This window comes from Nocardioides exalbidus, from assembly GCF_900105585.1.
In the GTDB taxonomy this organism is placed as follows: Bacteria; Actinomycetota; Actinomycetes; order Propionibacteriales; family Nocardioidaceae; genus Nocardioides; species Nocardioides exalbidus.
In genome coordinates, this window is the sequence record NZ_FNRT01000002.1 from 762,042 (window position 1) to 784,436 (window position 22,395).

Sequence of the window (22,395 nt, forward strand, 5' to 3'; positions counted from 1 at the left end):
GCATCACTTGAGCAACCAGCTGCACGAGACCTCTGCGATCCATTCAGTGGGCACGTCGGTCGGCGTGAGCTGCACCTCGGCCACGTCGCTGTCGCCCCGGCACTCTCGAACCGCATCGTCCACAGACGTCGCCCACGTCGGACCGTGCGAGTTCCACGAGTCCCCTGTCAGGTCACCCACGGCCGCCAGACCGAAGAGGGCCACAGCCATGGCGCCCACTGCCCTTCCCCGCGCATATGAAACCGCGACGAGAACTGCTGCACCGAGGAGGAGGGATGGACCGACGGAGTAGCGGGAGCCGTTCCCCAGCTGCCACGCCGGGTCGAGCTCGAGCTGGTCGTGGGGCGCGAAGACGAGGGTGGCGGCCAAGATGCCGACGCCAGCAAGGATGAGGATGGCCACCATCGCACGCGGCCCGCCTCGCGGGCGACTGAGTGCCGCGAGGAACAGCGGAACAACTCCGGCGGCCACGGCGAGGAGGATGGATCCGTGGATCAGCACTTCGACGCCGTTCTGCCCGAACTGTGCGACGGCGGGGCCACGAGCGAGGAGCTGGACCAACGCCTCGCCCGGGTCGCGGACGTACCACCCGAGGTCTGTCGGTCGGGCGGACGGCACCAGGAGCAGCCAGTGGCAGACCGCTCCCGCCGCGACCGCGGCGGCGGGTAGCGCTCGTCCGAGCTGCGGCGCGGTGAGCATTCGCCAAGCGGCAAGGGGCAGAAGGAGGAGCACGAGCGGATCCGACATCGCACCCACGAAGCCGAGAACGGACGCAAGGACTGACATCCGACCACGGAAGAGTCCCACGCTGACGAACAGACATCCGGCGTCGAAGAACCACCTGAGGTTGGTGATGTTGCCGAGCACCTCCTGCTGTCCCACCGGGACGAAAACGAAGAGGAATCCGGCAGCAATGCCCCACGCGCGAGTACGCGTGTAGGGGACGAGAACGGCGGACACGACGATGGCCAAAAGGATCCGAACGAGGGCGGCTACACCGCCCACACAGGGCGCGAACCACGAGACGGGGCCCGACGCACACGCTGCTGTGGCCACCCGTGCACCCAGGTGCTGGTACCCGGTGTAGGGCGCGAACATCGAGCTCCACCCGTCACGCACCCATTCCTGCAGGAAGATGGCTCCGTCTTCCTTGTGGAGGTGCACCAGCTGCCAGCCACTGACGCGCGGACCGAGCAGCCACACGGCGCTAGCAGTGATGAGGAGTACCCACGCCCACGCGGGTACTCGACCGATGGCCGACTCACGATCGAGGCCGAGGTCAGGAATGCGCACGGCCGAACGATATGTGTGCAGGCGACGTCATGTGGTCTGTTTCAGCACGAGCTCCATCGGGTCGGGCTTGTCCATCAGCAGAGTGACGATCGAGTCACCGGTCGAGTGCTGATGGTGCGACCACAGGAGCTCGAGGCCCTCCTGCCCGAACCGGCCCTCGGGATCGTCGCCCATGTAAGCTCGACCGCCCTGGCCCGCGAGGTACGCCGTCCCGCCGACCATCTTCACCTGCTCGATCAGGCGGTCGGTGCCGGCCTCGTTCGGCGGCTCGGTGACGGTCAGGGGTGTCGTGATGTCGAGCATGTCCTTCACGATTTCGATCATGGCGATGTTGACGTCGTGCAGGAGACTGCCCTCACTCGCCAGGATCCGCTCGGTGAGCTCGCGACCGCGCGACTCGAAGTAGGCCGCTCCTGCGTACCGGCCATGGATCACGTCGACGATGCGCTGCTGCCAGCCTTCGGCCACTTCGACGGTGTTGATCGGCACCAGGGACGGCTTCCCGACGAGCTGGTGCGAGCACCAGGTGCCGCGCATCGTGACACGGCGCTGGTAGCCGTGCTTCTGGAACTGGTCGTGCACGGAGAGGACGAACACGTCGCAGGTCGCCATCTTGAACCAGAAGCCCGAGTACGGCAGCAGGTCCGGCTGGTGGATGGTGACCTTCACCGTCGCACCTGCCGCACGAGCGCGTACTGCTCGGCGAACTCGACCTTGCGCATGTGGCCGACAGTGGCGGCGATCTCCTTGATGCTGTTCATCGGGTGCGCGCCCCCGGGGTTTTCCGAGAGGTAGGCGGCGCACGCAGCTGCCTTGAGGTCGGCATGCTCCTCGCTCAGCGCCTCGAACACGTTCCAGCGGAGGTCGGACGGGTAGAGGTTCACGTCGTAGACCGCGATGTCGTAGACCAGCACCGAGTTGGGCACCCAGTGGTTGGGGGACATGGACAGCCGCGACGAACGCATCCCCGCCTCGTAGACGCCGATGTGGTCCTGGTGCAGCGACGGGAAGGGGAGGTAGATCTCCTCCGGCTGCACGTCGGACATCACCCGGTCCAGCTGCTGCACGAGGTCGGTCATGTGCTGCTGCGTCGTGCCGTCGTCGAAGTCGAGGCAACGGAAGTCCGAGATGCCGAGCACCTCCATCGCCTTCGCGTGCTCCTGGCGACGCGTGTCGCCGCTCTGCGTCACGACGAGGACCGTCGCGTCCTCCGGATGCTTGGCCAGCAGGCCACCGCACCCCAGAGACTCGTCGTCCATGTGGGGAGCGATCACCAGGCGGCGCATCAGGGTCCTTTCGAGGGGCGGCGACCTTCGGAACTCTAGCGACCACCTTCGTCCGACACCGAGGAAACGTCGCGCTTCCCGACCCGTGCGGCGCCGACAGCAACTAGTCTCGTGACGTGGCTCCCAGCGACGACAACCAGCAGATCTACGAGGATGCCGGCGTCATCGACATCTACAAGTCGGCGGCGCCCCCACAACAGGCCGAGCTCAATATGTTCGAGCCGCTCAACGCGGAGCTGAAGGCCGGGCGACTCCTCGACATCGGGATCGGAGCGGGCCGCACCACGGCGTACCTCTTCCCGAAGGTCGGGCACTACGTCGGGGTCGACTACTCGCACGGTCTGGTCAAGGCGGCGCAGCAGATCTATCCCGACGCCGAGATCCTCTGGTGCGACGCGCGCGACATGTCGGACTTCAAGGACGCCAGCTTCGACTTCGTGAACTTCAGCTTCAACGGTCTCGACTCGCTCGACCACGAAGGCAGGCTCCAGGTCCTGGCCGAGGTGCGACGCGTGCTCAAGCCAGGTGGGCACTGGATGTTCTCCAGTCACAACCGTGACTACTACCGGCGGGGCCTCCTGCCGTGGCAGCCGCCGTTCAAGCCCGGCCGCGTCATGCTCAAGAAGTCCGCGCACGCGATCATCTCCCACAAGAACTGGCGACGGCTGCGCAAGGAGCAGGTGGAGACGCCCGACTACGCGTTCGTCAACGACGAGGCGCACAACTACTCGCTGCTGCACTACTACGTCACGCCCCAGGCACAGACGAAGCAGCTCGAGGAGGCCGGCTTCACCGACATCCGCGTCTACGACCAGTGGGGCACCGAGTTCACGGGCACGTCGCCCAAGTCGGTCTGGCTCTACTACGACTCGCGGCGCGCCTGACCGCTCCACACCTCGTGCGTGAGCGCGCGTCGTTGCTTCCAGTCCCGGACGGGCGTGGTGTCCCGCCCCAGTGCCCGCCTCGCCGAGTCGACCAACAGGTTGGCAGCCGAGGCGCCCTCCATGGCGAGCCACAGGCGCCTGCGCCAGCCCCACTTGTCGGCGTACTTGACCCACGACTCGGTCTGCCACCGTTCACGCTTGCCGGGATCGGAGGACCCGAAGCCCAGGTGGTGCACGACGACGTGGCCGAGGTACACGGACTTCAGCCCGCGCTCGCGCAGCCGGCGCTGGAGGTCGACCTCCTCGAGGTACATGTGGAAGCGGTCGTCGAAGCCGCCGACGGCGCGCAGGTCGGCTGTCGGGAGGAGCATCGCTGCGCCTGACACCCAGTCCACGACGTGCTCGTCCTCCGGGCTCGGCGGCTTGTCCTCGCCGATGAGGTCCGACGCCCACCGGCGATCACGCCGGTTGGCGAGCAGGCCGATCCGTTGCGCGAGGACGGTCCGGGCGGTCGGGAAGCGGAACGACGTGGCTCCGTCGTGGCCGTGGGTCACGACGCGTGGTGCGACGACCGCAGGGAGCCACGGGCGCGCAGCGGCCACGTAGGTCTCGATGAAGTCGTCGGCGACCTGGAGGTCGCTGTTGAGGATCGCGACGAGCTCGGTGGTCACCTCGGCGACGCCCGCGTTGACGGTGGCGCCAAAGCCGGAGTTGACCTCGCGGCGGATCACCCGGGCGCCCGGGATGTCCTCCAGAGGCTCCGGCGAGGCGTCGTCCACGACGATGATCTGGCCATCCTTCTCGACTACCTGCGGCGCGAGCTGCGCCACTAGTGCCCTCGTCGGTCCGTCCGCCCCGTAGTGCGGAATCACGATCGAAACGCTCATCTGTTCACCTACTCCCACTCTTGCCGCCCTTCACCGACTCTTCGAGTCCAGGTAGGGCGATTGAACCCACTCGCCCGCAGGTCTAACTATCATGGCGACATGGATCTGTCGGCGCGCGCGAGGGAGATCAAGCACACCGCCTGGCTCGGCAAGAAGCGTGGACTGAGGACAATCGACAGCATCGTTGGGGCAGGCCGCGACAAGGTCCTTTCTACCCGGAGCCGGTTGACGCCTCCGTCGTTCGGCGTCGGCGACTTCCCCGACTCGTTCGTCGACCGCGTCCCGAAAGGGACGATCGAGGTGGCGCCGGGCCGATTGGAGCGCAGGATTTTCTGCCTCTGGACCGGCGACAACCCGCTCACCCCCAATCGTGCGGACGCGCTGCACCAACTGCGCGAGGAGAACCCGACGCTCAACGTCGTGCTTGTCACACCGGGCACCCTGTCCGACTGGGTCGTCGAGGACAGTCCGTTGCCGGCGGCGTACTGGGACCTCTCCTTGGTGCACCGGTCCGACTTTCTGCGCTGCTATCTCATGCATCATCATGGCGGCGCATATGCAGATATCAAGCGTGACTATGGCGATCTGACACCGTGTTTCGACCGGCTGGGGCAGCAACCCGAGATGTGGCTTTTGGGGTATCCCGAACGCAGCGCGCGGGATGTCTCGGACGAACCCGGCACGATCTACAAGAGTCTGCAGTTGCACCACCGTCGCTTGCCCGCGAACGGAGCGTTCATTGCTCGGCCTGCGACTCCTCTGACCACAGAGTGGTATGCCGAGGTATCCCTACGTCTAGAGGCCTATGCGCCGCGACTCGCGAAATCGCCGGGCAACATTCTCGGCGACAACGTCGGGTACCCAGTGCCATGGGGTGCGTTGCAGGGTGCCACATTCCAGCCCTCGTGTTTCAAGTATCTGGAGCACGTCATCCTCGACGAGCGACTCCGGCCCTCTCTCGTCGACTACCGCTAGGCCACCCGATGTCCCGACACGCATACCTCATCACCGCCTACAACGACCTCTACGTTCTCGAGAATCTGTTGCGACTGATCGACGACGAGCGCAATGAAATCTTTGTTCACTTGGACCGTCGGTTCGTGGCGGCCGATCCCGCTCGACTACGCAGCCTCTGTCGCTGCCGAGTGACCTTTGTAGACCGGACGAAGGTGCACTGGGGAGACTACTCACAGGTTGCCGCCGTCTTTCGGCTGTTCAAGGCGGCCACCCCAGGGCGCTTCAACTACTACCACCTGCTGTCTGGTTCGGACCTCCCCATCAAGTCGCAGGACGCAATCCACGAGTTCTTCACAATTCACGAGGGACGAGAGTTTGTCGGATACGCGGCAACACCGTTCGATCGAACCTGGGTGACTGAGCTGCACTTCTTCAACCGCTTCATGAGACCCGCGAACCGCGTCCAGTACATCGTCCGCAATCGGGGCACCGCAAACATCATCCGACTGCAGCGGCGGCTGGGCTACGACCATTCGCGAAAGTTCGGCCTTGAGCTGCGGAAGGGGAGCGACTGGTTCTCAATCACCCATTCGCTGGCATTGCACCTCCTGGACAACGAGGGGGTCGTGCGAAGGCTGCTGCGCTTCGGGCACGTTCCCACCGAGGTCTACATGCAGACACTCGTGTGGAACTCCGAGTTCCGTGAAAGGCTTTACGACGAGACCGATGAGTTCCGTGGGAGTGCGCGCCTGATTGACTGGGATCGTGGCGGACCCCACGTCTTTACCGGAGCCGACTTCGACGAGCTCATGAGCTCCGATCGGATGTTCGCACGCAAGTTTGTGTCATCGACCGACCGTCAAGTAGTCGACAACGTCGTCGGCCACCTCACCTGACGTGAGCCATGGGTCCATCACATCTAGGGTGGTGACATGACATCGAGCGCTTCACCTGGACGAGTGTCCGTGGTGATCCCGTGCTACAACGACGGCGCGTTCGTGCACGAGGCCGTGGACAGTGCGTTGGCGCAGACCCATGCGTTGGCCGACATCATCGTCGTTGACGACGGATCGACTGATCCGGCCACTCTAATTGCTCTGAAGTCCGTGGAGCGCGACGGCGTCGTTGTCCACCGCCAGGAGAACTTGGGCCTGCCTGCGGCGCGCAACGCAGGAATTCGTCAGGCTTCGGGGGACTACATACTCCCGCTGGACTCCGACGACCGCATTGGCCCGCACTACGCAGAGATGGCTGCCGGGGTCCTAGATGGCGACCCGGACGTCGGCATCGTGGGTGGTCAGATCGAGTTCTTCGGGATGCGAGAGGGACGCGTCAACCCGACGTACAACGGCATTGAAGGAATGCTGTTCGAGAATTGCCTATACACCTGCTCGGTGACCCGCCGCGCAGACTGGGCAACTGTGGGTGGCTATCCGGAAGGGGCCAGGTTCGCAGAGGACTGGATCTACTGGCTAAGGATTCTGGGACTCGGACGTTCGGTGCACCTACTAGAGGAAGTGGTCTGGTTTTATCGGCAGCGACCGGGTCAGATGACTCGGTCGATGGACAGCCGTACAGCGTCCACGGCAGTCATTCAAGCGATGCGGGACCAGCCCGACCTGTATGCGGCTCACATGGACGTCGTGACGGACTATCTCGAGAGCAAGACCATGGTGCTCGACAGTTTCCGCCGGCGCTACGGACGAGCGAACGATCTGCTCGCCCGTGTGTTGCCGCTGGTCCGCAGCGTGTCGCGATGACGCGAATCACTGTCGTCGTCCCGTGTTACAACGACGGGACATACCTGCACGAAGCGATCGAGAGCGCGCTCAAACAGGACCACGAAGACATCGAGGTAATCGTGTCCGACGACGGGTCGTCGGACACTCAAACCCTGAGAGCACTGGACGCGCTCCCTGACCTCGGAGTCAAGGTCATGAGGGGTGCGCACGCGGGCGTATCAGCGGCCCGCAATGCGGCGATAGAGGCAGCCACCGGCGACTACATCCTCCCCCTGGATGCGGACGACCGACTGGCCCCCGATTTCGCAAGCGCGGCAGGGCGGGTGCTCGACAGCGACGTCAGCATCGGCGTCGTTGGGTGCGGGACTGAGCTGTTCGGGTCCAGCAACGCCGTTGTGCACCCGCGGACGCCCCATCCCACTGATTGGCTCGTTTCCAACCAACTTCCAGTGACGGCTCTGTTCCGACGATCTGACTGGCGTGCTTGCGGCGGCTATCCGCTCGACCTGAGGTGGGGTGAGGACTGGTACTTCTGGGTGAAGCTCGTTGCGCTCGGCAGGGGGGTGACGGTGCTCCCAATGATCGGACTCCACTATCGACAAAGACCCGACCAGGTGACATCGCATGTTCCGTGGGACATCCAAGAGAACACCCGGGGGAACGTCCTCAGGGCCGGACTACCAATCGTGAACTCCTACCCGGTTGAGGCCACGACACTGTTGGCGGCTCATCTCAACCAGTTGCAGGCCGTTCGAGAACGGCGCTCTGAGCGTCTGAGAACACGCATCGTCAGCATGGCACGCCGAGGTTGACCCTCAAGTTCACTTGTAGTCGTGGAGCTGCGGGATGAGCCGTGTGTCGTAGCGCAGCCGTTCGTTGAACTCGAGGCACAAGGGATGAAATATCTCGCCGAGCAGACCGTAGAAAGGGAGTGGATATCCCGGAGGCCCGGACGCAACTTGTCCCGGCCAGGTCAGGATGTCGTCCTTCCAGACGTCGAGTCGACGGTCAGCTTCGGCCAGCCACCTCGCGGTGAAGGGTGTGCCGGGTTTGACCACATACGCGCAGTTCCCCAGAAGCCGGGCGTAGTGAACCCGCAAGTGTCGCCGGAGCGGCTGTGGCGCCGGGGCCACCATGCGGTAGCTCACCTCGGGATACCCCACGATCCAGGAACTGTCGTCTGCATTGAGCGCTTCGAAGGTCGGCCCCCAGCTGTTCTTGGCCGCCTTGACGTCCGAGTAACCGCCACCATGGTGGTGCATCAGGTACGTCCGCAAATAGTCGGCGCGGTGGATCAGGGCGAGACCCTCGTAGGCTTCGTGGAGTGGATGTCCCGGCACGATCCATTGCTCGATGTCAGTTGGCTTGACCACGATCACTTCGACATCGGGTTCGTTCAGCCTTCTGATCTCGGTCACGGCGCGCACTCGGTTACTCGACATCGGATTGTCCCCAGTCCAGAGGCAAAAGATCCGACGCGGGGCGGCACGAGCCGAAATCGGACCGACCGCATCGCCTCCGGGTGGTCTGAGCTGCGTGTAGCGACGCAGCGCCGTGTCGATGCCGGGCGCGAGGTAGGGCTCGACGCCTGCCCACGCTCGTCGCCTCGCCAGCCATGCCGTGTGCTTGAGTGACCGCAGCCGGGTTGGCAAAGGGTCGGACCTCATACGACGATTCTCCTAGACTTGTCGATACTGACCGCCACCCGCGAAGGTAACCACGTGCTTGACCTCGTGCGACGAGCTCTACGGTTGTTTGACCGTCTGACGACCCGGCGCTTCTCGCTGGCTCTGGCGGGTTCGATCGTCATCTCTCTGGTCGAGGTGCTCGCGACGCTGATGGTGATCCCACTCATGCAGCTCATCACGCAGACCGAATCAGGCGTCCTTGACAAGATCCGTCACGTACTCGGCGATCCGGCGGACGACACTCTTGCCATCGTCCTGGCTGCTGCCGTCGGGATCGGCTTCATCGGCCGAAGTGTCCTCTCGCTCGCCATCCGGTGGTGGACCATCGGATTCGTCAGCCGACGCATGGTTGATCTGTCCGCCGAGCTGATGCGCTACTACCTCCACGCTCCCTACAGCATGCACGTCCAGCGGGGCTCAGCAGACCTACTGCGCCGGGTCAACGACTCTGTGAACAATGTCTTCGGGATGGTTCTCGTCCCCGCCGTTGGAGTCGTCACCGACGCCGTGACGGTGGCAGGCATGACTGTCGCACTACTCGTCGCCGCACCGCTCCCAACCCTCGTCGCAGTCTTGATCTTCGGTCTGGGCGGCTACCTTCTCCAGCGATACTCGAAGCGTCGGGTGATGCACGCGAGCTGGGCCATCACGGACGCAAACCTGATCTCCATGCGGTACGCGTTGCAGAGCTTCGGCGGGATCAAAGAGATCAAACTTCGGAACGAGCAGGAGATCTTTGTAGACGGCTTCGCCGACGCCAAGATGGCCTCGGCGATGCAGGGCCGCATCATCACGTTCCTGTCGGACTTTCCCAAATACGCGACTGAGACACTCTTCGTGATTGGCATTGGGGCGATGACTTCAGTGCTGTTTGCTCAGCAGTCTTCGGGACACGCACTTGCCGTTCTCGCGCTGTTCGCGGTTGCCGGATTCCGCGTCATGCCCGGCAGCGTAAGGATCGTTGCCTCGCTCAACACGATCAGGTCTGGCGGGCCGGCGCTCGATCTGATCGAGGACGACATCCGCGCCATGCGAGCAACCCCGCCCGCGCGGGTGGTCGCACGCGACCCGATGCCGCTTCGGAAGGAGCTCCGGCTCGAGTCGGTAAGCTTCCGCTACGACGACTCCACCACCGACGTGCTTACCGAATGCAGCCTCAATGTGCCTGCCGGATCTTCACTTGCACTTGTTGGTGGTAGCGGCGCCGGCAAGTCGACGTTGGTTGATCTCATTCTCGGATTGCAGACACCTGCGTCAGGCGCCATCACAGCGGATGGGGAGGACACCGTGGCGGGTCGCACCGGCTGGCAGGCAGGGCTTGCGGTGGTGCCGCAGGACGTCTTTCTCCTAGACGGGTCCCTTCGAGACAACATCACGTTCTCACCTGACGGGCAGGCGTCCGACGACAAACTTATGGAGGAGGTTGTCGCCAGCGCCCAATTGGCTGATCTAGTGGCCGAGCTCCCGGAGGGACTCGAGACGCACGTCGGCGAACGCGGCACCCGACTCTCGGGCGGGCAGCGTCAGCGCGTCGGAATCGCGCGTGCGCTCTATCGCGACCCTCAGCTTTTGGTGCTGGACGAGGCGACGTCAGCCCTCGACAATGCCACCGAACACCGCATCAGCGACACTGTGCGCGGTCTTCACGGAGACACCACGCTCGTGATCGTCGCCCACCGACTGTCGACGGTCCGCCACTGTGACCAGATCGCGCTGCTGTCGTCGGGCCGTGTCGCGGCGACAGGCACCTTTGACGAACTGCGCGCAACCAACCAGGAGTTCGCACGATTGGTGGAACTCGGAACGCTTTGAATGGGCTGGCTTGTCAGGTCTTGCTGCCCGGGCCAACTGAATGCGATGCAGATTCAAATCTGTTGAACACCGCTGTCCCGAGGCGCCCGGCTAGGCCGTCGGTTCCGACGGATTGCGCAAGAATTCCTGGTTGCGGAAAACGCGATCACGAGACCAGTCCCACCACGAGATGTCGAGCAGCTTTGCAACAGTGTCAGCGTCGAATCGCATGTCGATCCGACGCGCTGGGACCCCGCCTACGATCTCGTAAGGCGCCACATCCTTGGCCACAACGGCTCCAGCTCCGAGCACTTCGCCGTGGCCGATAGTGACCCCAGCGAGCACCACGACGTTCAAACTGATCAGAACGTCGTGCCCGATCGTCACCATGGCACGCTTTGGCTCCTCGCCATTGAGCGCTACTGGATGTGTCGTCGCGTATGACAGGACGTGCTCGCCTGGACAGACATGAACGCCGGCTGAGATCGAGCAGTAGCGTCCGATCCTGCAATTCTCCAACGACGAGCCATACCCGACGTACGAATAGTCGCCGATCGAAACATCGTCGTCCACGATGGTCGTACTCGACACCCTGACGCCCTCGCCGTACTCGGCGACAAGGCTCGCCTGACCACCAATGCGGACTCCGGTGCGGAGGGAGAGCGCCCTGCGTTCCTGCTCGGCGCGAACCCGAACTCGGTACTCACCTAGAAGTTGTCGAGCCATCCCCATGCCGGAGGATGGTATGCAGGCAGACGCCTGATGGCCTCGGCACACCAGGAAAAGCGATCAGCGCCTCACTGTTCGGCGCGTAACCGACATAGAGCGTCTCGAACACGGTCGACCCGACGTCCAGCAGCACTGTCGGGGCCACTACTCGCGAAGGCTGGGCATACAGCCAACGTGCAGCACGCGGTCAATCGAGGCTGCCACCTCGACAGTCGGGCGAAGCGCAAAACGGGCCCGCGCGTCATTGGGAGCAAGTAAGGTTTCCCATGATGCGCGCGTCGATCGTCGTACCCTCCCGTGGCGGGGCAGCCCGACTCCCGGTCCTCGTCGCGTCGCTGCGGGCACAGACCGTCCAGGACGTCGAGATGATCGTCGTCCTCGACGGCGACATCGACGACTCCGAGACCGTCGTACGCCGGCTCGGTGCGGATGCTCCGGTCCGTTCGATCGTGTTCCCCGAGAACCGCGGACGGGCCGCGGCGCTCAACGCCGGCTTCTTCGACGCCACCGGCGATGTGTTGATCCGGGCAGACGACGACCTCGAGCTGGAGAGCGACTTCGTCGAGCACCACGTCCGTCTCCACGCCGAGAGTTCTCGCGGGGTCATCGCGATGTGCAAGGACGTCTTCCCCGACACGCCGTACGCCAGGGCCTACGGGATCGAGGCCGACGAGGACATCCGGTCTGCCGCCTTCGCGACACCGCCGGACCGGACATGGCAGTGGTGGTCGGGGAACGTGTCCACGACGGCGGACGACTTCCGCCGGGTCGGGGGCTATGACGAGGACTTCCGGGCATATGGCTGGGAAGACATCGAGTGGGGCTACCGCCTGCACCTCCTCGAGCGCGAGATCCTCATCGCCCCGGGATTCACCACGCTGCACCACGGTCCCGTCACGAGCACCGTCGAACGTCTTGAGCGCGCCTACGCATCGGGCGCCGCCTTCGAGAAGTTCGTCTCGAAGCACGGCAACGCGTGGCCGGCGCCCGGCCCGGCCACCTCGACCTGGGACCGTCTCGTCGTGGCGACGTCGCGCGCAGCGAATGTCCGAACGGTCTCCTACGCAGGACGTGCCCTCGACCGCACCATCCCCGTGCTGCCGCACTACGTGGCTCACAAGCTCGTCGCGCTCACGCTCCAGGCCTCGGCCCGCGCCGGCCGTCAGCGAGCCGGCAGGTAGAGCTGGTCCTAGGGTGTCCCTGTGACCCTCCAGCGGCGACTGACCCGTGCGAGGTCTGGCCTGCGATGGCGTGTGGGTGAGATCAGCACCCGGCTGCTCCTGCGCCAGGCCTTCGGCAGCATCGGTGAGGGCACCGTGATCGTCAGGCCGCTCAAGCTGCAGGGCGTCGAGCGCATCCACATCGGCTCGGGCTGCTCGGTGTTCGAAAGCGCCTGGCTGGCGAGCGAGCCGGGCGGTGGCGAGCTGCGGATCGGTGACGACACCTACCTCGGCCATGGTGTCCACCTGCATGCGCTCGACCCCGTGACCATCGGTTCGGGGTGTGTGCTGGCTGACGGCGTGTTCGTCGGGTCTTCGGACCACGACCGCGACGACCGCCACCAGGTCCACGGCACCGGGCCCATCACGATCGGCGACCGGGTGTTCCTCGGACAGCGCTCCGTGGTGCTCGGAGGCGTCACGATCGGCGACGGTGCGACGGTCGGCGCTCACGCGGTCGTCACCCGCGACGTCGCCCCCGGCCAGACGGTCGTGGGCATCCCGGCGAGGCCCGTCGGAGGATGAGGTCATGAGGGTGCTGCTGGTGAGCCCGGGGTTCCACGGCTACCACGCCTCCATCGCCGCTGCGCTCACCGCCCGCGACCACCAGGTCGCGACCCACGTCTACGACGACAACGGCGGCCCGGCCGGCCGCGTGTGGCACCAGCTGCGCCACCAGCTGCCGCACAAGCTGGGCGCTGGCCGGCACCGGGGCCTGGAGCGCGAGGCCACCGAGCGCGCGGTCACGGCGGTCGCGCGTGCCCGTCCCGAGGCGGTCGTCGTCGTCAAGGGGGACACCCTCGGCGACGAGTTCTGGACGGCGATCGCGGGCCTGCCCCGCGTCACGTGGCTCTACGACGAGGTCCGGCGCACGCGCTGGACGACCGAGCGGCTCGCCGGCATCGGCCCGATCGCGACGTACTCCGCCCTCGACGACGTCGACTTCGACGCGGCGGAGCTGGACACCCGCCACCTGCCGCTCGCCTTCGACCACCGACTCGTGCCCGGGCCCACGTCGCGCCGCTCGGCCGACATCACCTTCATCGGCGCCCGCTACCCCTCACGCGAGCACACCCTCGCCCTGCTCCGCGACGCGGACGTCCCGGTGCGCGCCTACGGGCGGGACTGGTCGAGCCACCCGGTGGACCGGCTCAGGACGTGGCGCATCGGCACGCCCGACCTGCCGGCGGGTCGCGACCTCGCCCGGTCGGCGGCCTACGACGTCATGGCGGCGTCGGCGGCCACCCTCAACCTCCACGGCGACCAGGACGGCTTCACCATGCGCACCTTCGAGGCAGCCGGTGTCGGCGGCGTGGAGCTGCTGGACCGGGACGACACCGAAGGCCTCTACGAGGCCGGCACCGAGGTCCTGACGTGGAACACACCTGAGGAGCTGGTCGAGCTGTGCCGGCGGGCGGTCGCGGACGCCTCGTGGGCCGACGGGATCCGACGTGCGGGGCGTGCGCGGACACTGGCCGAGCACACCTTCGACCATCGAGTCGCCGTCCTGGAGGGCGCATGGGACACGGCGTGAGGCACCCCGCCGACCTGGTCGCCTGGCGACGCTGGCACGAGTCGCGCCATCCCGTGCGCGGCGCGGCGCGAGCAGTCAGGTCGCGGCTGCGCCCCCCTGCACCCGGGACCGCCGAGCTCCTCACCCCCGGGCCGGACGCCGACCTCCTCGTCGCCGTCGAGGCGACCCATGCCAGCGTGTCCAACGCCGTCGTCGCGCCGCTCGCCCACCTCGATCCGGCCCGCACCACGATCGTCGCGCCGGCCGGCTGGCAGCCCCCGGAGGCGTACGCCGCCCACGCGCGGCGCACGATCGGGCTCGGTGAGCTGACCGGGCTGGTCGGGCACCGGGCCGTCCTCGCCGCGGGCCACTACACCGAGATCGGCGCCGCCGCCTTCGCCCTCGCGGAGGAGCACGACCTCGGCTACTTCGTCTCGCAGCACGGGGCGCTGACGCCGTTCGCTCCGCCGCTGCCACGGGCGGCACACCTGCTCGCGTGGAGCCAGCGGGACGGGGAGTTCTGGACCTCGGGCCGGCAGGACGTCGAGGTGACCGTTGCCGGGAGCCAGCTGCTGTGGCGGGCGGGTCTTGGTGTCGACACGGGCGCTGGGCGCCCTGCTCGACCAGCGACCTCACTGGTCTACCTCGGCCAGGGACACGCGGCCGAGATCTCCCGCGCGCGCCTCGCCCGTGCCGCGCTTGCCACGTGCCGGGAGCACCATGCGGTCTACCGACCCCACCCGTCGGAGCGGGACGCCGTGTCGCGTGCGGTGCTGGCGGCGTACGCCCGTGCCGGGATCACTGTCGACACCAGCGGTGTGCCCCTGATCGACCTCGAGGCTCCGATCGTCAGCGTCTTCTCCACCGGCGTGCTCGAGGCTGCTGCCCGGGGTCGCGACGCGTGGGTCGACTTCCCCCGTCCGCCAGCGTGGCTGGGCGAGTTCTGGGAGCGTTACGGCATGCACCGCCTCGCAGACACCCCCACGCCCGCGCCGGACCGGACGGACCTCGAGCCGGCCCGTCGGATCGCCGAGATCCTCACCGAGGCCGTCTCGTGACCCTCTGCGTCATCCCTGCTCGCGGCGGCTCGAAGGGCGTGCCCCGCAAGAACCTCCTCGACGTGGGTGGCAAGCCGCTGATCGTGTGGACGATCGAGCACGCGCTCGCCGTCCCCGGGCTCGACGTGGTCGTCTCGACCGACGACGAGGAGATCGCCGACGTCGCCCGAGCCGCCGGGGCGCGCGTGCCGTGGCTGCGGCCCGAGGAGCTCGCCCGGGACACCACCCCGACCGAGCCCGTCGTGCGCCACGCGATCGAGCAGGTGACCGCCGAGCGCGGCCGGCCCGAGGCCGTGATGCTGCTCCAGGCGACGTCACCCGTGCGCCACGACGACACGCTGGCCCGCGCGCTGGCCGAGTTCGCCGAGACCGGCGTCGACTCGATGGTCGGCGTGGTCGAGCAGCCGCCCTTCATCTGGCAGGCCGGCGACCCGCCCACCGCGGCGTACGACGTCGCAGCGCGGCCGCGGCGGCAGGACCTCACCCCCGAGGCGAGGCGCTACCGCGAGACCGGCTCGCTCTACGTCACCCGGACCGGGATCTACGAGCAGCACGACAACCGGCTGGGCGGCCGGATCGGCATGTTCGTGATGCACGAGGACGAGGGCATCGACATCGACACCGAGCTGGACGTGGCGCTCGCGCTGCGCCTCATGGGCCGCTCATCGAGCTGAGTCGCCACGAGAAACCGCATGGCTGGCTACGGTGGTCCCATACGTTTCCTTGATGGAAGGTTCCGGCGTTGATCATCGAGCGTGACCTCACGCCCTACGTCGTCTACTCGGGCGACCCGGTCCTGCGCGCCCTGGAGAAGATCACCGCCAACAAGGCGCGCGTCATCTTCCTCGTGGACTCCCACGGCCACCTCGACGGCGTGCTGTCCGACGGCGACTTCCGGCGGTGGGTCAGCAGCGCCGAGAGCCTGACGACCGACGTACCCGCCCTCGAGGCTGCCAACACGGCGCCGCGCAGCCTGCCGATCGGCAGCAGCCCCGCCGAGATCGCCCACGCCTTCGGCTCCGGCATCGACCACGTCGCCCTCGTGGACGACCGCGGCCACCTGGTCGCGATCGCGATCAACCGGGCCGACGAGCTCCGCATCGGCACGCACGTCATCGCCCCCGACGCACCGGCGCTGCTGATCTCCGAGATCGGCATCAACCACCAGGGCGACGTGTCGCTGGCCAAGCAGCTGGTCGACCTGTCCGTCGAGGCCGGCGCCGACATCGTGAAGTTCCAGCTGCGCGACATGGAGTCGCTCTACCGCCAGGGCTCCGCGGGCTCCGGCGGCGAGGACCTCGGTCCGCAGTACACCCTCGACCTGCTCGCGAAGTACAACCTCGACGCGGACGGCCTCTTCGAGGTCTTCGACCACTGCAAGGACGTCGGCATCGAGGTCATGTGCACCGCCTGGGACCCGGTCAGCGTCGACCGGCTCGTCGACTACGGCATCACCTCGCTCAAGGTCGCCTCCGCCGACATGACCAACCACGCGCTGCTGCGCCACATGGCCGCGAGCGGCACGCCCATGGTGATCTCGACCGGCATGTCCACCGAGGGCGAGATCCGCGAGACCGTCGACGTCGTCCGCAGCACAGGGGTGGCGCACGCCTTCCTGCACTGCCAGTCGACCTACCCGGCGCCCTTCAAGGACATCAACCTCGCCTACCTGACCCGGCTCGCCGAGCTCACCCAGGCACCGGTCGGCTACTCCGGTCACGAGCGTGGCTTCCACGTGCCGGTCGCCGCCGTGGCGCTCGGCGCTCGCATCATCGAGAAGCACTTCACCGTCGACCGCGACCTCGAGGGCAACGACCACAAGGTCAGCCTGCTGCCGGGTGAGTTCAAGGAGATGGTGCAGCGCATCCGCGAGGTCGAGGAGGCGCTCGGCACCAACGCACCCCGCGCCGTGTCGACGGGCGAGATGATGAACCGCGTCAACCTCGCCAAGTCGCTCGTCGCGGCCCGCCGGATCGAGGTGGGCGAGGTGCTCACCGACGCCGACATCGACATCAAGAGCCCCGGTCGCGGCCTCCAGCCCAATGCGTACGACAAGCTCGTGGGCCGCACGACGACGCGCGCGCTCGACGCCGGCGACTTCTTCTACGCCACCGACCTCGGCGACGCGGCGCCCAAGGGTCGCGCCTACGACTTCCGCCGCCCGTGGGGCCTGGCCGTCCGCTACCACGACATCGACGCGATGACGAAGGACACGACCCCGGACTTCCTGGAGTTCCACTTCTCCTACAAGGACCTCGACCTCCCCGTCGAGGAGGTGTTCGCGAAGTACGACGGCGGTCTGCCGATGGGCTTCACCACCCACTCCCCCGACCTCTTCGCCGGCGACTTCTTGCTCAACCTCGCCTCGACCGACGACGCGCACTGGGAGCGGTCGATCCGCGAGCTCCAGCGGGTGGTCGACACCACGCGCGAGATGCAGCAGCACTTCACCCGCAGTGCCGACGCGAAGGGCGAGACCGAGGGCCCCGTGATCGTCGCGAGCCTCGGCGGCTTCACCACCGACGCCTTCGTCGCGCCGGCCGAGCGCGAGGCGATGTACGCCCGCGTCGCCGAGGGCCTCGCCCGGGTGGACGACTCCGGTGTGCGGCTGTGCGCGCAGACCCTGCCGCCGTACCCCTGGTACATGGGCGGCCAGCTCTACTGCAACCTGTTCGTCGACCCGCGCGACACGGCCGATTTCGCAGCGCGCTACGACCGCCGGCTGTGCTTCGACGTGTCGCACTCGAAGCTCTCGGCCAACTACCTCGGCATGTCGTTCGCCGACGCCACCGACCTCCTCGCCCCGCACACCGAGCACCTCCACCTCGTCGACGCGACCGGCGTCGACGGCGAGGGCGTGCAGGTGGGCGACGGTGAGATCGACTGGGCCGTGCTCGCCCAGCAGCTCGACGCCATGTCACCGGGGGTGAGCTTCATCCCGGAGATCTGGCAGGGCCACGTCAACGACGGCGAGGGCTTCTGGATCGCCCTGGAGCGGTTGGAGCAATGGTTCTGACCGCACCGACTGCCCTGTGGGTGGTCCCGGTCAGCAACATCGCCGGGGTGGCCAGGCACGTCCTCGACGTCGCCGCCAGCGGGATCCCCGGCTGGCGGCTCGTGTTCCTCACCCCACCGGGCGACCTCCCGGAGCGGCTGCGCGAGCTCGGGGCCGTCGTCCACGAGGCACCGTTCGGACCCGACCACGGGCTCGGGCCGTCGGTGCGCAGCGTGCGTGAGGTCGTACGACGCGAGCGTCCCGCCGTCGTGCACGCGCACCTCGCGTACGCCGACATCGCCGCGGCGCTGGCCGTCGGACGGGGCCCGGCGCTCGTCACGACCGAGCACGGCATCGCGCGCGACGACGTGGTCTACCACCGCTCGGGCGCGAAGACACGGGTCATGGCCGCCGTCCACACCGCGAGGCTGCGGCGCTTCGACGCCGCCGTCGCGGTGAGCCGGGCGACGGCCGACGCCATGGTCGCGAAGTGGCACCCAGCCAAGCCGGTCACGGTCATCCACAACGGGGTCGACGTGGTGCCGGGAGCGTCGCCCACAACCGGGCTGCGGATCCTGTCGCTGGCCCGGCTGTCGCCGGAGAAGCGCCTGCCCGCCCTCGTCGACGGCTTCGCGGAGCTGCGCCGCATCCACCCCGAGGCGCGGCTCACCCTCGCCGGTACCGGCGAGGAGGAGAAGACCCTCCGGGGGCAGGTCGACCGGCTCGGGCTGGGCGACGTCGTTGACCTGCCCGGTTTCGTCGACCCGGAGCCCGCCATGGCGAGCCACGACGTGCTCGCGATGATGTCGGTCTGGGAGAACTGCTCCTACGCCCTCCTCGACGCGGCTGCACGCGGGATGGGCGTCGTCGCCAGCGACGTCGGCGGCAACCCCGAGGTCCTGCCTCCGCACGCGCTGGTCGACGCGGAGGACCGGGAGGCCGTGGCGACCCTCCTGGAGACGCAGGGGCTCGACCTCGCCGCGCGGCCGGGGCTCGCCGACTGGCTCTCGGTCGCCGACATGTGCGAGCGGATCGCCGAGGTCTACGTCCCCTTCGGGAGCCGGACGTGAGCAGGCGCATCGACTCCCCGTGGAACCTCGAGGACAAGACCGTCACCCGGGCGGACGAGGTCGACCGGGACATCCGGGTCACCGACTTCGCGCTGATGGCCGCCCTTCCGTTCCGCACGACGGAGGTCTCGGGGTTCCCGGTCAACGAGCTAGCGATGGCGGCACTGGTGGGCCTGTGCCTGGTCCGTCCCGCGCGGGGAGGTGCTCGACTCCCCGCCATGGCGGTCGTGCTGATCGGCGGGCTGCTCGCCCTCATGCTCTACTCCGGGATGGCCAACCAGATCGACTGGACGCGTCGGGTCGGACACCTCGTGATCATCAGCGGCGTGATCTGGAGCCTCGCGACCGGGCGGGTCTCGTTGCGGTCGGCCGGCCTGGGGATCGCCACAGGGTTGATCGCGGTCATCGGCTTGGGCGTGGTCGGGATGGCCACGAGCTCGTACGCCGGCCGGTTGACCGGCTACCTCGGCGACCCGAACGCAGGGGCGTACTTCGTCGCCGTGCTCGGCGTCCTCGCGGTCTTCTACAGCGACCCGCGGTGGAAGGTGCGACTGGTCGTCGCCCTGCCCATCCTCGCCGGGCTGACCCTGACCTACTCCCGCACCGGGCTGCTCGCGGGCGCCTTCGCGGCCGTGTGGGTCCTGCTCGGCCGGCGCCTCGGCGTCGCGGGCGGCGGGGTGTTCGCCTTCGGCCTGGTGTGGCTGGTGGGAAACATCCCCGACAGCATCACCACCTTCGGACCGTTCTCCAACCGTTCGGGCAGCGACGCCCTGCGCGAGCGCATCATCGCGCAGGAGCGGGTCCAGATCGCCGACGCACCTTGGTACGGGCACGGGCCGGGCACCGCCAAGGTCCGCATCCAGGACCTCGACTTCTTCTTCCACAACAGCTATCTCGCGACCCGCCAGGAAGGCGGCTGGGGTGCCCTCGTGCTCGTGCTGGGGCTCATGGCCTTCGCCTTCTTGAGGCTGTCACGCCAGTCGCGTCGCGGCGACCTGTACGCCGCCGGCGCCCAAGCGGCGATCATCGCCGTCGCCGTCATGGGCATCACGCTCGGTGAGGTGCTGCTCGACACTCCCATGGCAATCGCCGTCGGGTTCGCCCTGGCCCAGGCCACCCGCGCGTCCGTCGTCGAGGACGGCCCGGATGGCTGAGCGCGTGTACCTCGCCGCCAACAACCCCGACCTCGGAGGCGGCGAGGAGATGATGGTGCGGACCGCCGCCGCACTCGTGTCGCTCGGACGCCCGGTGACGGTGGTGGCGCCGGATGCGCCGACCGACGTGCTCGATGCGGCCGCAGCGGTCGGCGCGGACGTCGTGGCGATCCGGGCCGATGGGCGCCGCGAGTACCTCCCGCGGCTGCGGGCGTGGGACCGGACGCGCGGTGACGGACCGCTGTGGTGCCACGGGCTGGTGCCCGCCTTCGCGACCACCGGTCACCGGCGGCGGATCGTCCACCTGCACCAGCTGCCGCGGAGCCGCGCCCAGTGGGCCGCACTGGCAGCTGCCCGGATCGGGGCCGACCACGTCCTGGCGCCGTCCTCCTTCCTCACCTCCCGCATCCGCGGCGCCCGGGTCTGCGCGAACTGGACCGAGCAGGTCGAGCGCCGCCAGCGCCCCGACGGGCTGCGACGCGTCGGCTTCATGGGTCGTCTGGCGACCGACAAGGGGGTGGACCTGGTGGCGCGAGCCATGACGTCAGCGGTGCTGCCGTCCGACCTCGAGCTCGTGGTCGCCGGGGACGACCGATGGGTCCCGGACGAGCAGCGCCTGCCCGTCGCCGAGTCGCTGGAGGCGATCGGCGACCGGGTTCGACGCCTGGGTCGTGTGACGCCGGCGGACTTCTTCGCCCAGGCCGACATCGCCGTCTTCCCGAGCAGGGCGCCGGAGTCCTTCGGCCTCGTCGTCGCCGAGGCGATGGGGGCAGGCATGCCGTTCGTGATCAGCGACGCCGGGGCACTTCCCGAGGTCGCCGGACCCGAGCACCCGTGGGTCGCCCGGAGCGGGGACGCCGACGACCTCGCCCGTGCGATCGGTGAGGCGCTCGCGACCCCGGCGGACGACGTACGCGCCGTGACCGACCGCGCCCGCGCGCGTTGGGAGGAGATGTACTCCCCCGAGGCAGGTCGCGAGCGGGTGCGCACCCTGCTGGCAGAGCTGGGCACCAGGTGAAGGCGCACGGCCGCGTGGCGATCGCCCACGACTACCTCACCCAGCGCGGCGGTGCCGAGCGCGTCGTCCTGACGCTCATGAAGGCGTTCCCCGAGGCGCCGGTGCACACGACGCTCTACGACCCCGACGGCACCTACCCGGAGTTCGCCAGCGCCGATGTCCGCACCTCGCCGCTCAACCGGATCGGGCCGCTGCGCCGCGACCACCGCCTCGCGCTGCCCCTCCTCGCGCCGGCCTCCTCGCGGCTGCGGATCGACGCCGACGTCGTGGTCGCCTCGAGCAGCGGCTGGGCGCACGGCTTCGACACCGAGGCGCGCACCGTCGTCTACTGCCACAACCCGGCGCGCTGGCTCTACCAGACCGACGAGTACCTCGGCGGCACCGCGTGGCGCTCGCCGATCGGCCCGCCGCTGATGGCCCTGCGCCCGTTCCTGAAGAAGTGGGACCGCAGCCGCGCCGACAAGGTCGACGTCTACCTCGCGAACAGCCGTGTCGTGCAGCAGCGGATCCGCTCGACCTATGGCCGCGACGCCGAACTGCTTCCACCGCCGCACGGCATGGACGCCGGCGCGCCGCGTGAGCAGTTGCCTGAGCTCGCCGACTGGGAGCCCGGCTACGCGCTCGTCGTGTCGCGCCTGCTCCCCTACAAGAACGTCGACGCGGTGATCGAGGCCGTGCGCGGCACCGATCGTCGCCTGGTCGTCGTGGGCCGCGGTCCCGAGGAGGCGCGGCTGCGGGCGACCCTGCCCGACAACGTCCGCCTCCTGGGTGGACTGAGCGACGCACAGCTGCGAGCGGTGTACGCCGATGCCGGCGTGCTCGTGGCCGCCAGCCACGAGGACTTCGGGCTGACGCCCCTGGAGGCGGCGGCGTTCGCCGTGCCCGTCGTCGCGCTGCGGGGCGGCGGCTTCCTCGAGACCGTCCTCGAGGGCGAGACCGGCGTCTTCTTCGACAGCCCCGAGCCCGACCAGATCGCGACCGGTCTCGCCATTTCCGACAAGCAGGACTGGGACGCTGCGAGACTGCTGGCGCGGGCCGAGGAGTTCGGCGAGGCCCGCTTCATCGACAGGATCCGCACGATCGCGCTCGAGGAAGGGACGGGGGTCTGAG

22 protein-coding genes are annotated in these 22,395 nt (G+C 67.9%); 16 read left to right on the plus strand and 6 right to left on the minus strand.

The annotated features are described in order from the left end of the window. Positions 1 to 3: 3 nt before the first annotated feature. From BLV76_RS04015 to BLV76_RS04025, 3 genes are read right to left on the minus strand one after another with little or no spacing between them, the layout of a single operon-like run. Positions 4 to 1,293, minus strand: coding sequence for a hypothetical protein (locus tag BLV76_RS04015; RefSeq protein WP_090967979.1), 1,290 nt, complete (start codon positions 1,291 to 1,293; stop codon positions 4 to 6). Positions 1,294 to 1,320: 27 nt separating this feature from the next. Further along, the gene (locus tag BLV76_RS04020) at positions 1,321 to 1,962 is read right to left on the minus strand and encodes a WbqC family protein (protein ID WP_090967980.1); all 642 of its coding nucleotides are present in this window, start codon (positions 1,960 to 1,962) and stop codon (positions 1,321 to 1,323) included. After that, on the minus strand, positions 1,959 to 2,579 hold the full coding sequence (locus BLV76_RS04025; RefSeq protein WP_090967981.1) for a PIG-L deacetylase family protein: 621 nt from the start codon (positions 2,577 to 2,579) through the stop codon (positions 1,959 to 1,961). Before BLV76_RS04025 ends, BLV76_RS04020 begins: the two co-directional genes overlap by 4 nt. Positions 2,580 to 2,695: 116 nt before the next feature. Between BLV76_RS04025 and BLV76_RS04030 the strand changes: the two genes are divergently transcribed. Further along, the gene (locus BLV76_RS04030) at positions 2,696 to 3,463 is read left to right on the plus strand and encodes a class I SAM-dependent methyltransferase (protein WP_090967982.1); all 768 of its coding nucleotides are present in this window, start codon (positions 2,696 to 2,698) and stop codon (positions 3,461 to 3,463) included. Here BLV76_RS04030 and BLV76_RS04035 read toward each other — a convergent pair. Further along, a complete protein-coding gene (locus BLV76_RS04035) occupies positions 3,442 to 4,350 on the minus strand; it encodes a glycosyltransferase family 2 protein (protein WP_090967983.1) in 909 nt (302 codons plus the stop codon). The two genes, BLV76_RS04030 and BLV76_RS04035, sit on opposite strands and share 22 nt — an antisense overlap. Positions 4,351 to 4,449: 99 nt before the next feature. On the opposite strand from BLV76_RS04035, the gene BLV76_RS04040 reads away from it, so the two are divergent. From BLV76_RS04040 to BLV76_RS04055, 4 genes are read left to right on the plus strand one after another with little or no spacing between them, the layout of a single operon-like run. Then, positions 4,450 to 5,325: a glycosyltransferase family 32 protein gene (locus BLV76_RS04040; protein WP_090967984.1), complete on the plus strand. Its 876-nt coding sequence runs from the start codon at positions 4,450 to 4,452 to the stop codon at positions 5,323 to 5,325. 8 nt (positions 5,326 to 5,333) lie between these two features. Next, positions 5,334 to 6,203 (plus strand): beta-1,6-N-acetylglucosaminyltransferase, encoded by an 870-nt coding sequence (locus BLV76_RS04045; protein WP_175539564.1) that lies wholly within the window; start codon positions 5,334 to 5,336, stop codon positions 6,201 to 6,203. Positions 6,204 to 6,239: 36 nt separating this feature from the next. Beyond that, entirely contained in the window at positions 6,240 to 7,067 is an 828-nt protein-coding gene (locus BLV76_RS04050; protein ID WP_090967986.1) for a glycosyltransferase family 2 protein, read from the plus strand. Continuing rightward, complete coding sequence (locus BLV76_RS04055; protein ID WP_090967987.1) at positions 7,064 to 7,861, plus strand: glycosyltransferase family A protein; 798 nt, start codon at positions 7,064 to 7,066, stop codon at positions 7,859 to 7,861. The genes BLV76_RS04050 and BLV76_RS04055 overlap by 4 nt, the downstream gene beginning before the upstream one ends. Positions 7,862 to 7,870: 9 nt before the next feature. On the opposite strand, the gene BLV76_RS04060 is transcribed toward BLV76_RS04055, so the two are convergent. After that, entirely contained in the window at positions 7,871 to 8,467 is a 597-nt protein-coding gene (locus tag BLV76_RS04060; RefSeq protein WP_139306465.1) for a glycosyltransferase family 32 protein, read from the minus strand. A gap of 303 nt (positions 8,468 to 8,770) precedes the next feature. On the opposite strand from BLV76_RS04060, the gene BLV76_RS04065 reads away from it, so the two are divergent. Next, entirely contained in the window at positions 8,771 to 10,549 is a 1,779-nt protein-coding gene (locus tag BLV76_RS04065; RefSeq protein ID WP_139306466.1) for an ABC transporter ATP-binding protein, read from the plus strand. Between the two features lie 90 nt (positions 10,550 to 10,639). Here BLV76_RS04065 and BLV76_RS21990 read toward each other — a convergent pair whose 3' ends face one another. After that, positions 10,640 to 11,260, minus strand: a complete 621-nt coding sequence (locus tag BLV76_RS21990; RefSeq protein ID WP_139306467.1) for a CatB-related O-acetyltransferase — start codon at positions 11,258 to 11,260, stop codon at positions 10,640 to 10,642. 266 nt (positions 11,261 to 11,526) lie between these two features. Here BLV76_RS21990 and BLV76_RS04075 point away from each other — a divergent pair, with 266 nt between their 5' ends. The 10 genes from BLV76_RS04075 (at position 11,527) to BLV76_RS04115 (ending at position 22,394) form a co-directional block, all read left to right on the plus strand. Continuing rightward, positions 11,527 to 12,438, plus strand: coding sequence for a glycosyltransferase family 2 protein (locus BLV76_RS04075; protein ID WP_175539566.1), 912 nt, complete (start codon positions 11,527 to 11,529; stop codon positions 12,436 to 12,438). A 72-nt stretch (positions 12,439 to 12,510) separates the two neighbouring features. Continuing rightward, the gene (locus BLV76_RS23005; RefSeq protein WP_245734527.1) at positions 12,511 to 13,002 is read left to right on the plus strand and encodes an acyltransferase; all 492 of its coding nucleotides are present in this window, start codon (positions 12,511 to 12,513) and stop codon (positions 13,000 to 13,002) included. Between the two features lie 4 nt (positions 13,003 to 13,006). Then, on the plus strand, positions 13,007 to 14,011 hold the full coding sequence (locus tag BLV76_RS04085; RefSeq protein ID WP_090967993.1) for a CgeB family protein: 1,005 nt from the start codon (positions 13,007 to 13,009) through the stop codon (positions 14,009 to 14,011). Further along, a complete protein-coding gene (locus BLV76_RS21995; protein ID WP_139306468.1) occupies positions 14,008 to 15,048 on the plus strand; it encodes an RNA-binding protein in 1,041 nt (346 codons plus the stop codon). Before BLV76_RS04085 ends, BLV76_RS21995 begins: the two co-directional genes overlap by 4 nt. After that, positions 15,045 to 15,722: an acylneuraminate cytidylyltransferase family protein gene (locus BLV76_RS04090; protein WP_217630256.1), complete on the plus strand. Its 678-nt coding sequence runs from the start codon at positions 15,045 to 15,047 to the stop codon at positions 15,720 to 15,722. Before BLV76_RS21995 ends, BLV76_RS04090 begins: the two co-directional genes overlap by 4 nt. 68 nt (positions 15,723 to 15,790) lie before the next feature. Further along, positions 15,791 to 18,064, plus strand: coding sequence for an N-acetylneuraminate synthase family protein (locus BLV76_RS04095; protein WP_090967994.1), 2,274 nt, complete (start codon positions 15,791 to 15,793; stop codon positions 18,062 to 18,064). Beyond that, on the plus strand, positions 18,055 to 19,113 hold the full coding sequence (locus tag BLV76_RS04100; RefSeq protein ID WP_175539567.1) for a glycosyltransferase family 4 protein: 1,059 nt from the start codon (positions 18,055 to 18,057) through the stop codon (positions 19,111 to 19,113). Before BLV76_RS04095 ends, BLV76_RS04100 begins: the two co-directional genes overlap by 10 nt. Then, a complete protein-coding gene (locus tag BLV76_RS04105; protein ID WP_090967995.1) occupies positions 19,110 to 20,267 on the plus strand; it encodes an O-antigen ligase family protein in 1,158 nt (385 codons plus the stop codon). The genes BLV76_RS04100 and BLV76_RS04105 overlap by 4 nt, the downstream gene beginning before the upstream one ends. Then, entirely contained in the window at positions 20,260 to 21,285 is a 1,026-nt protein-coding gene (locus BLV76_RS04110; protein WP_090967996.1) for a glycosyltransferase family 4 protein, read from the plus strand. The genes BLV76_RS04105 and BLV76_RS04110 overlap by 8 nt, the downstream gene beginning before the upstream one ends. After that, positions 21,282 to 22,394 carry a glycosyltransferase gene (locus BLV76_RS04115; RefSeq protein WP_217630257.1) on the plus strand — a complete coding sequence of 371 codons (1,113 nt, stop codon included), beginning with the start codon at positions 21,282 to 21,284 and terminating at the stop codon, positions 22,392 to 22,394. Before BLV76_RS04110 ends, BLV76_RS04115 begins: the two co-directional genes overlap by 4 nt. The last annotated feature ends 1 nt before the right edge of the window (position 22,395 follow it).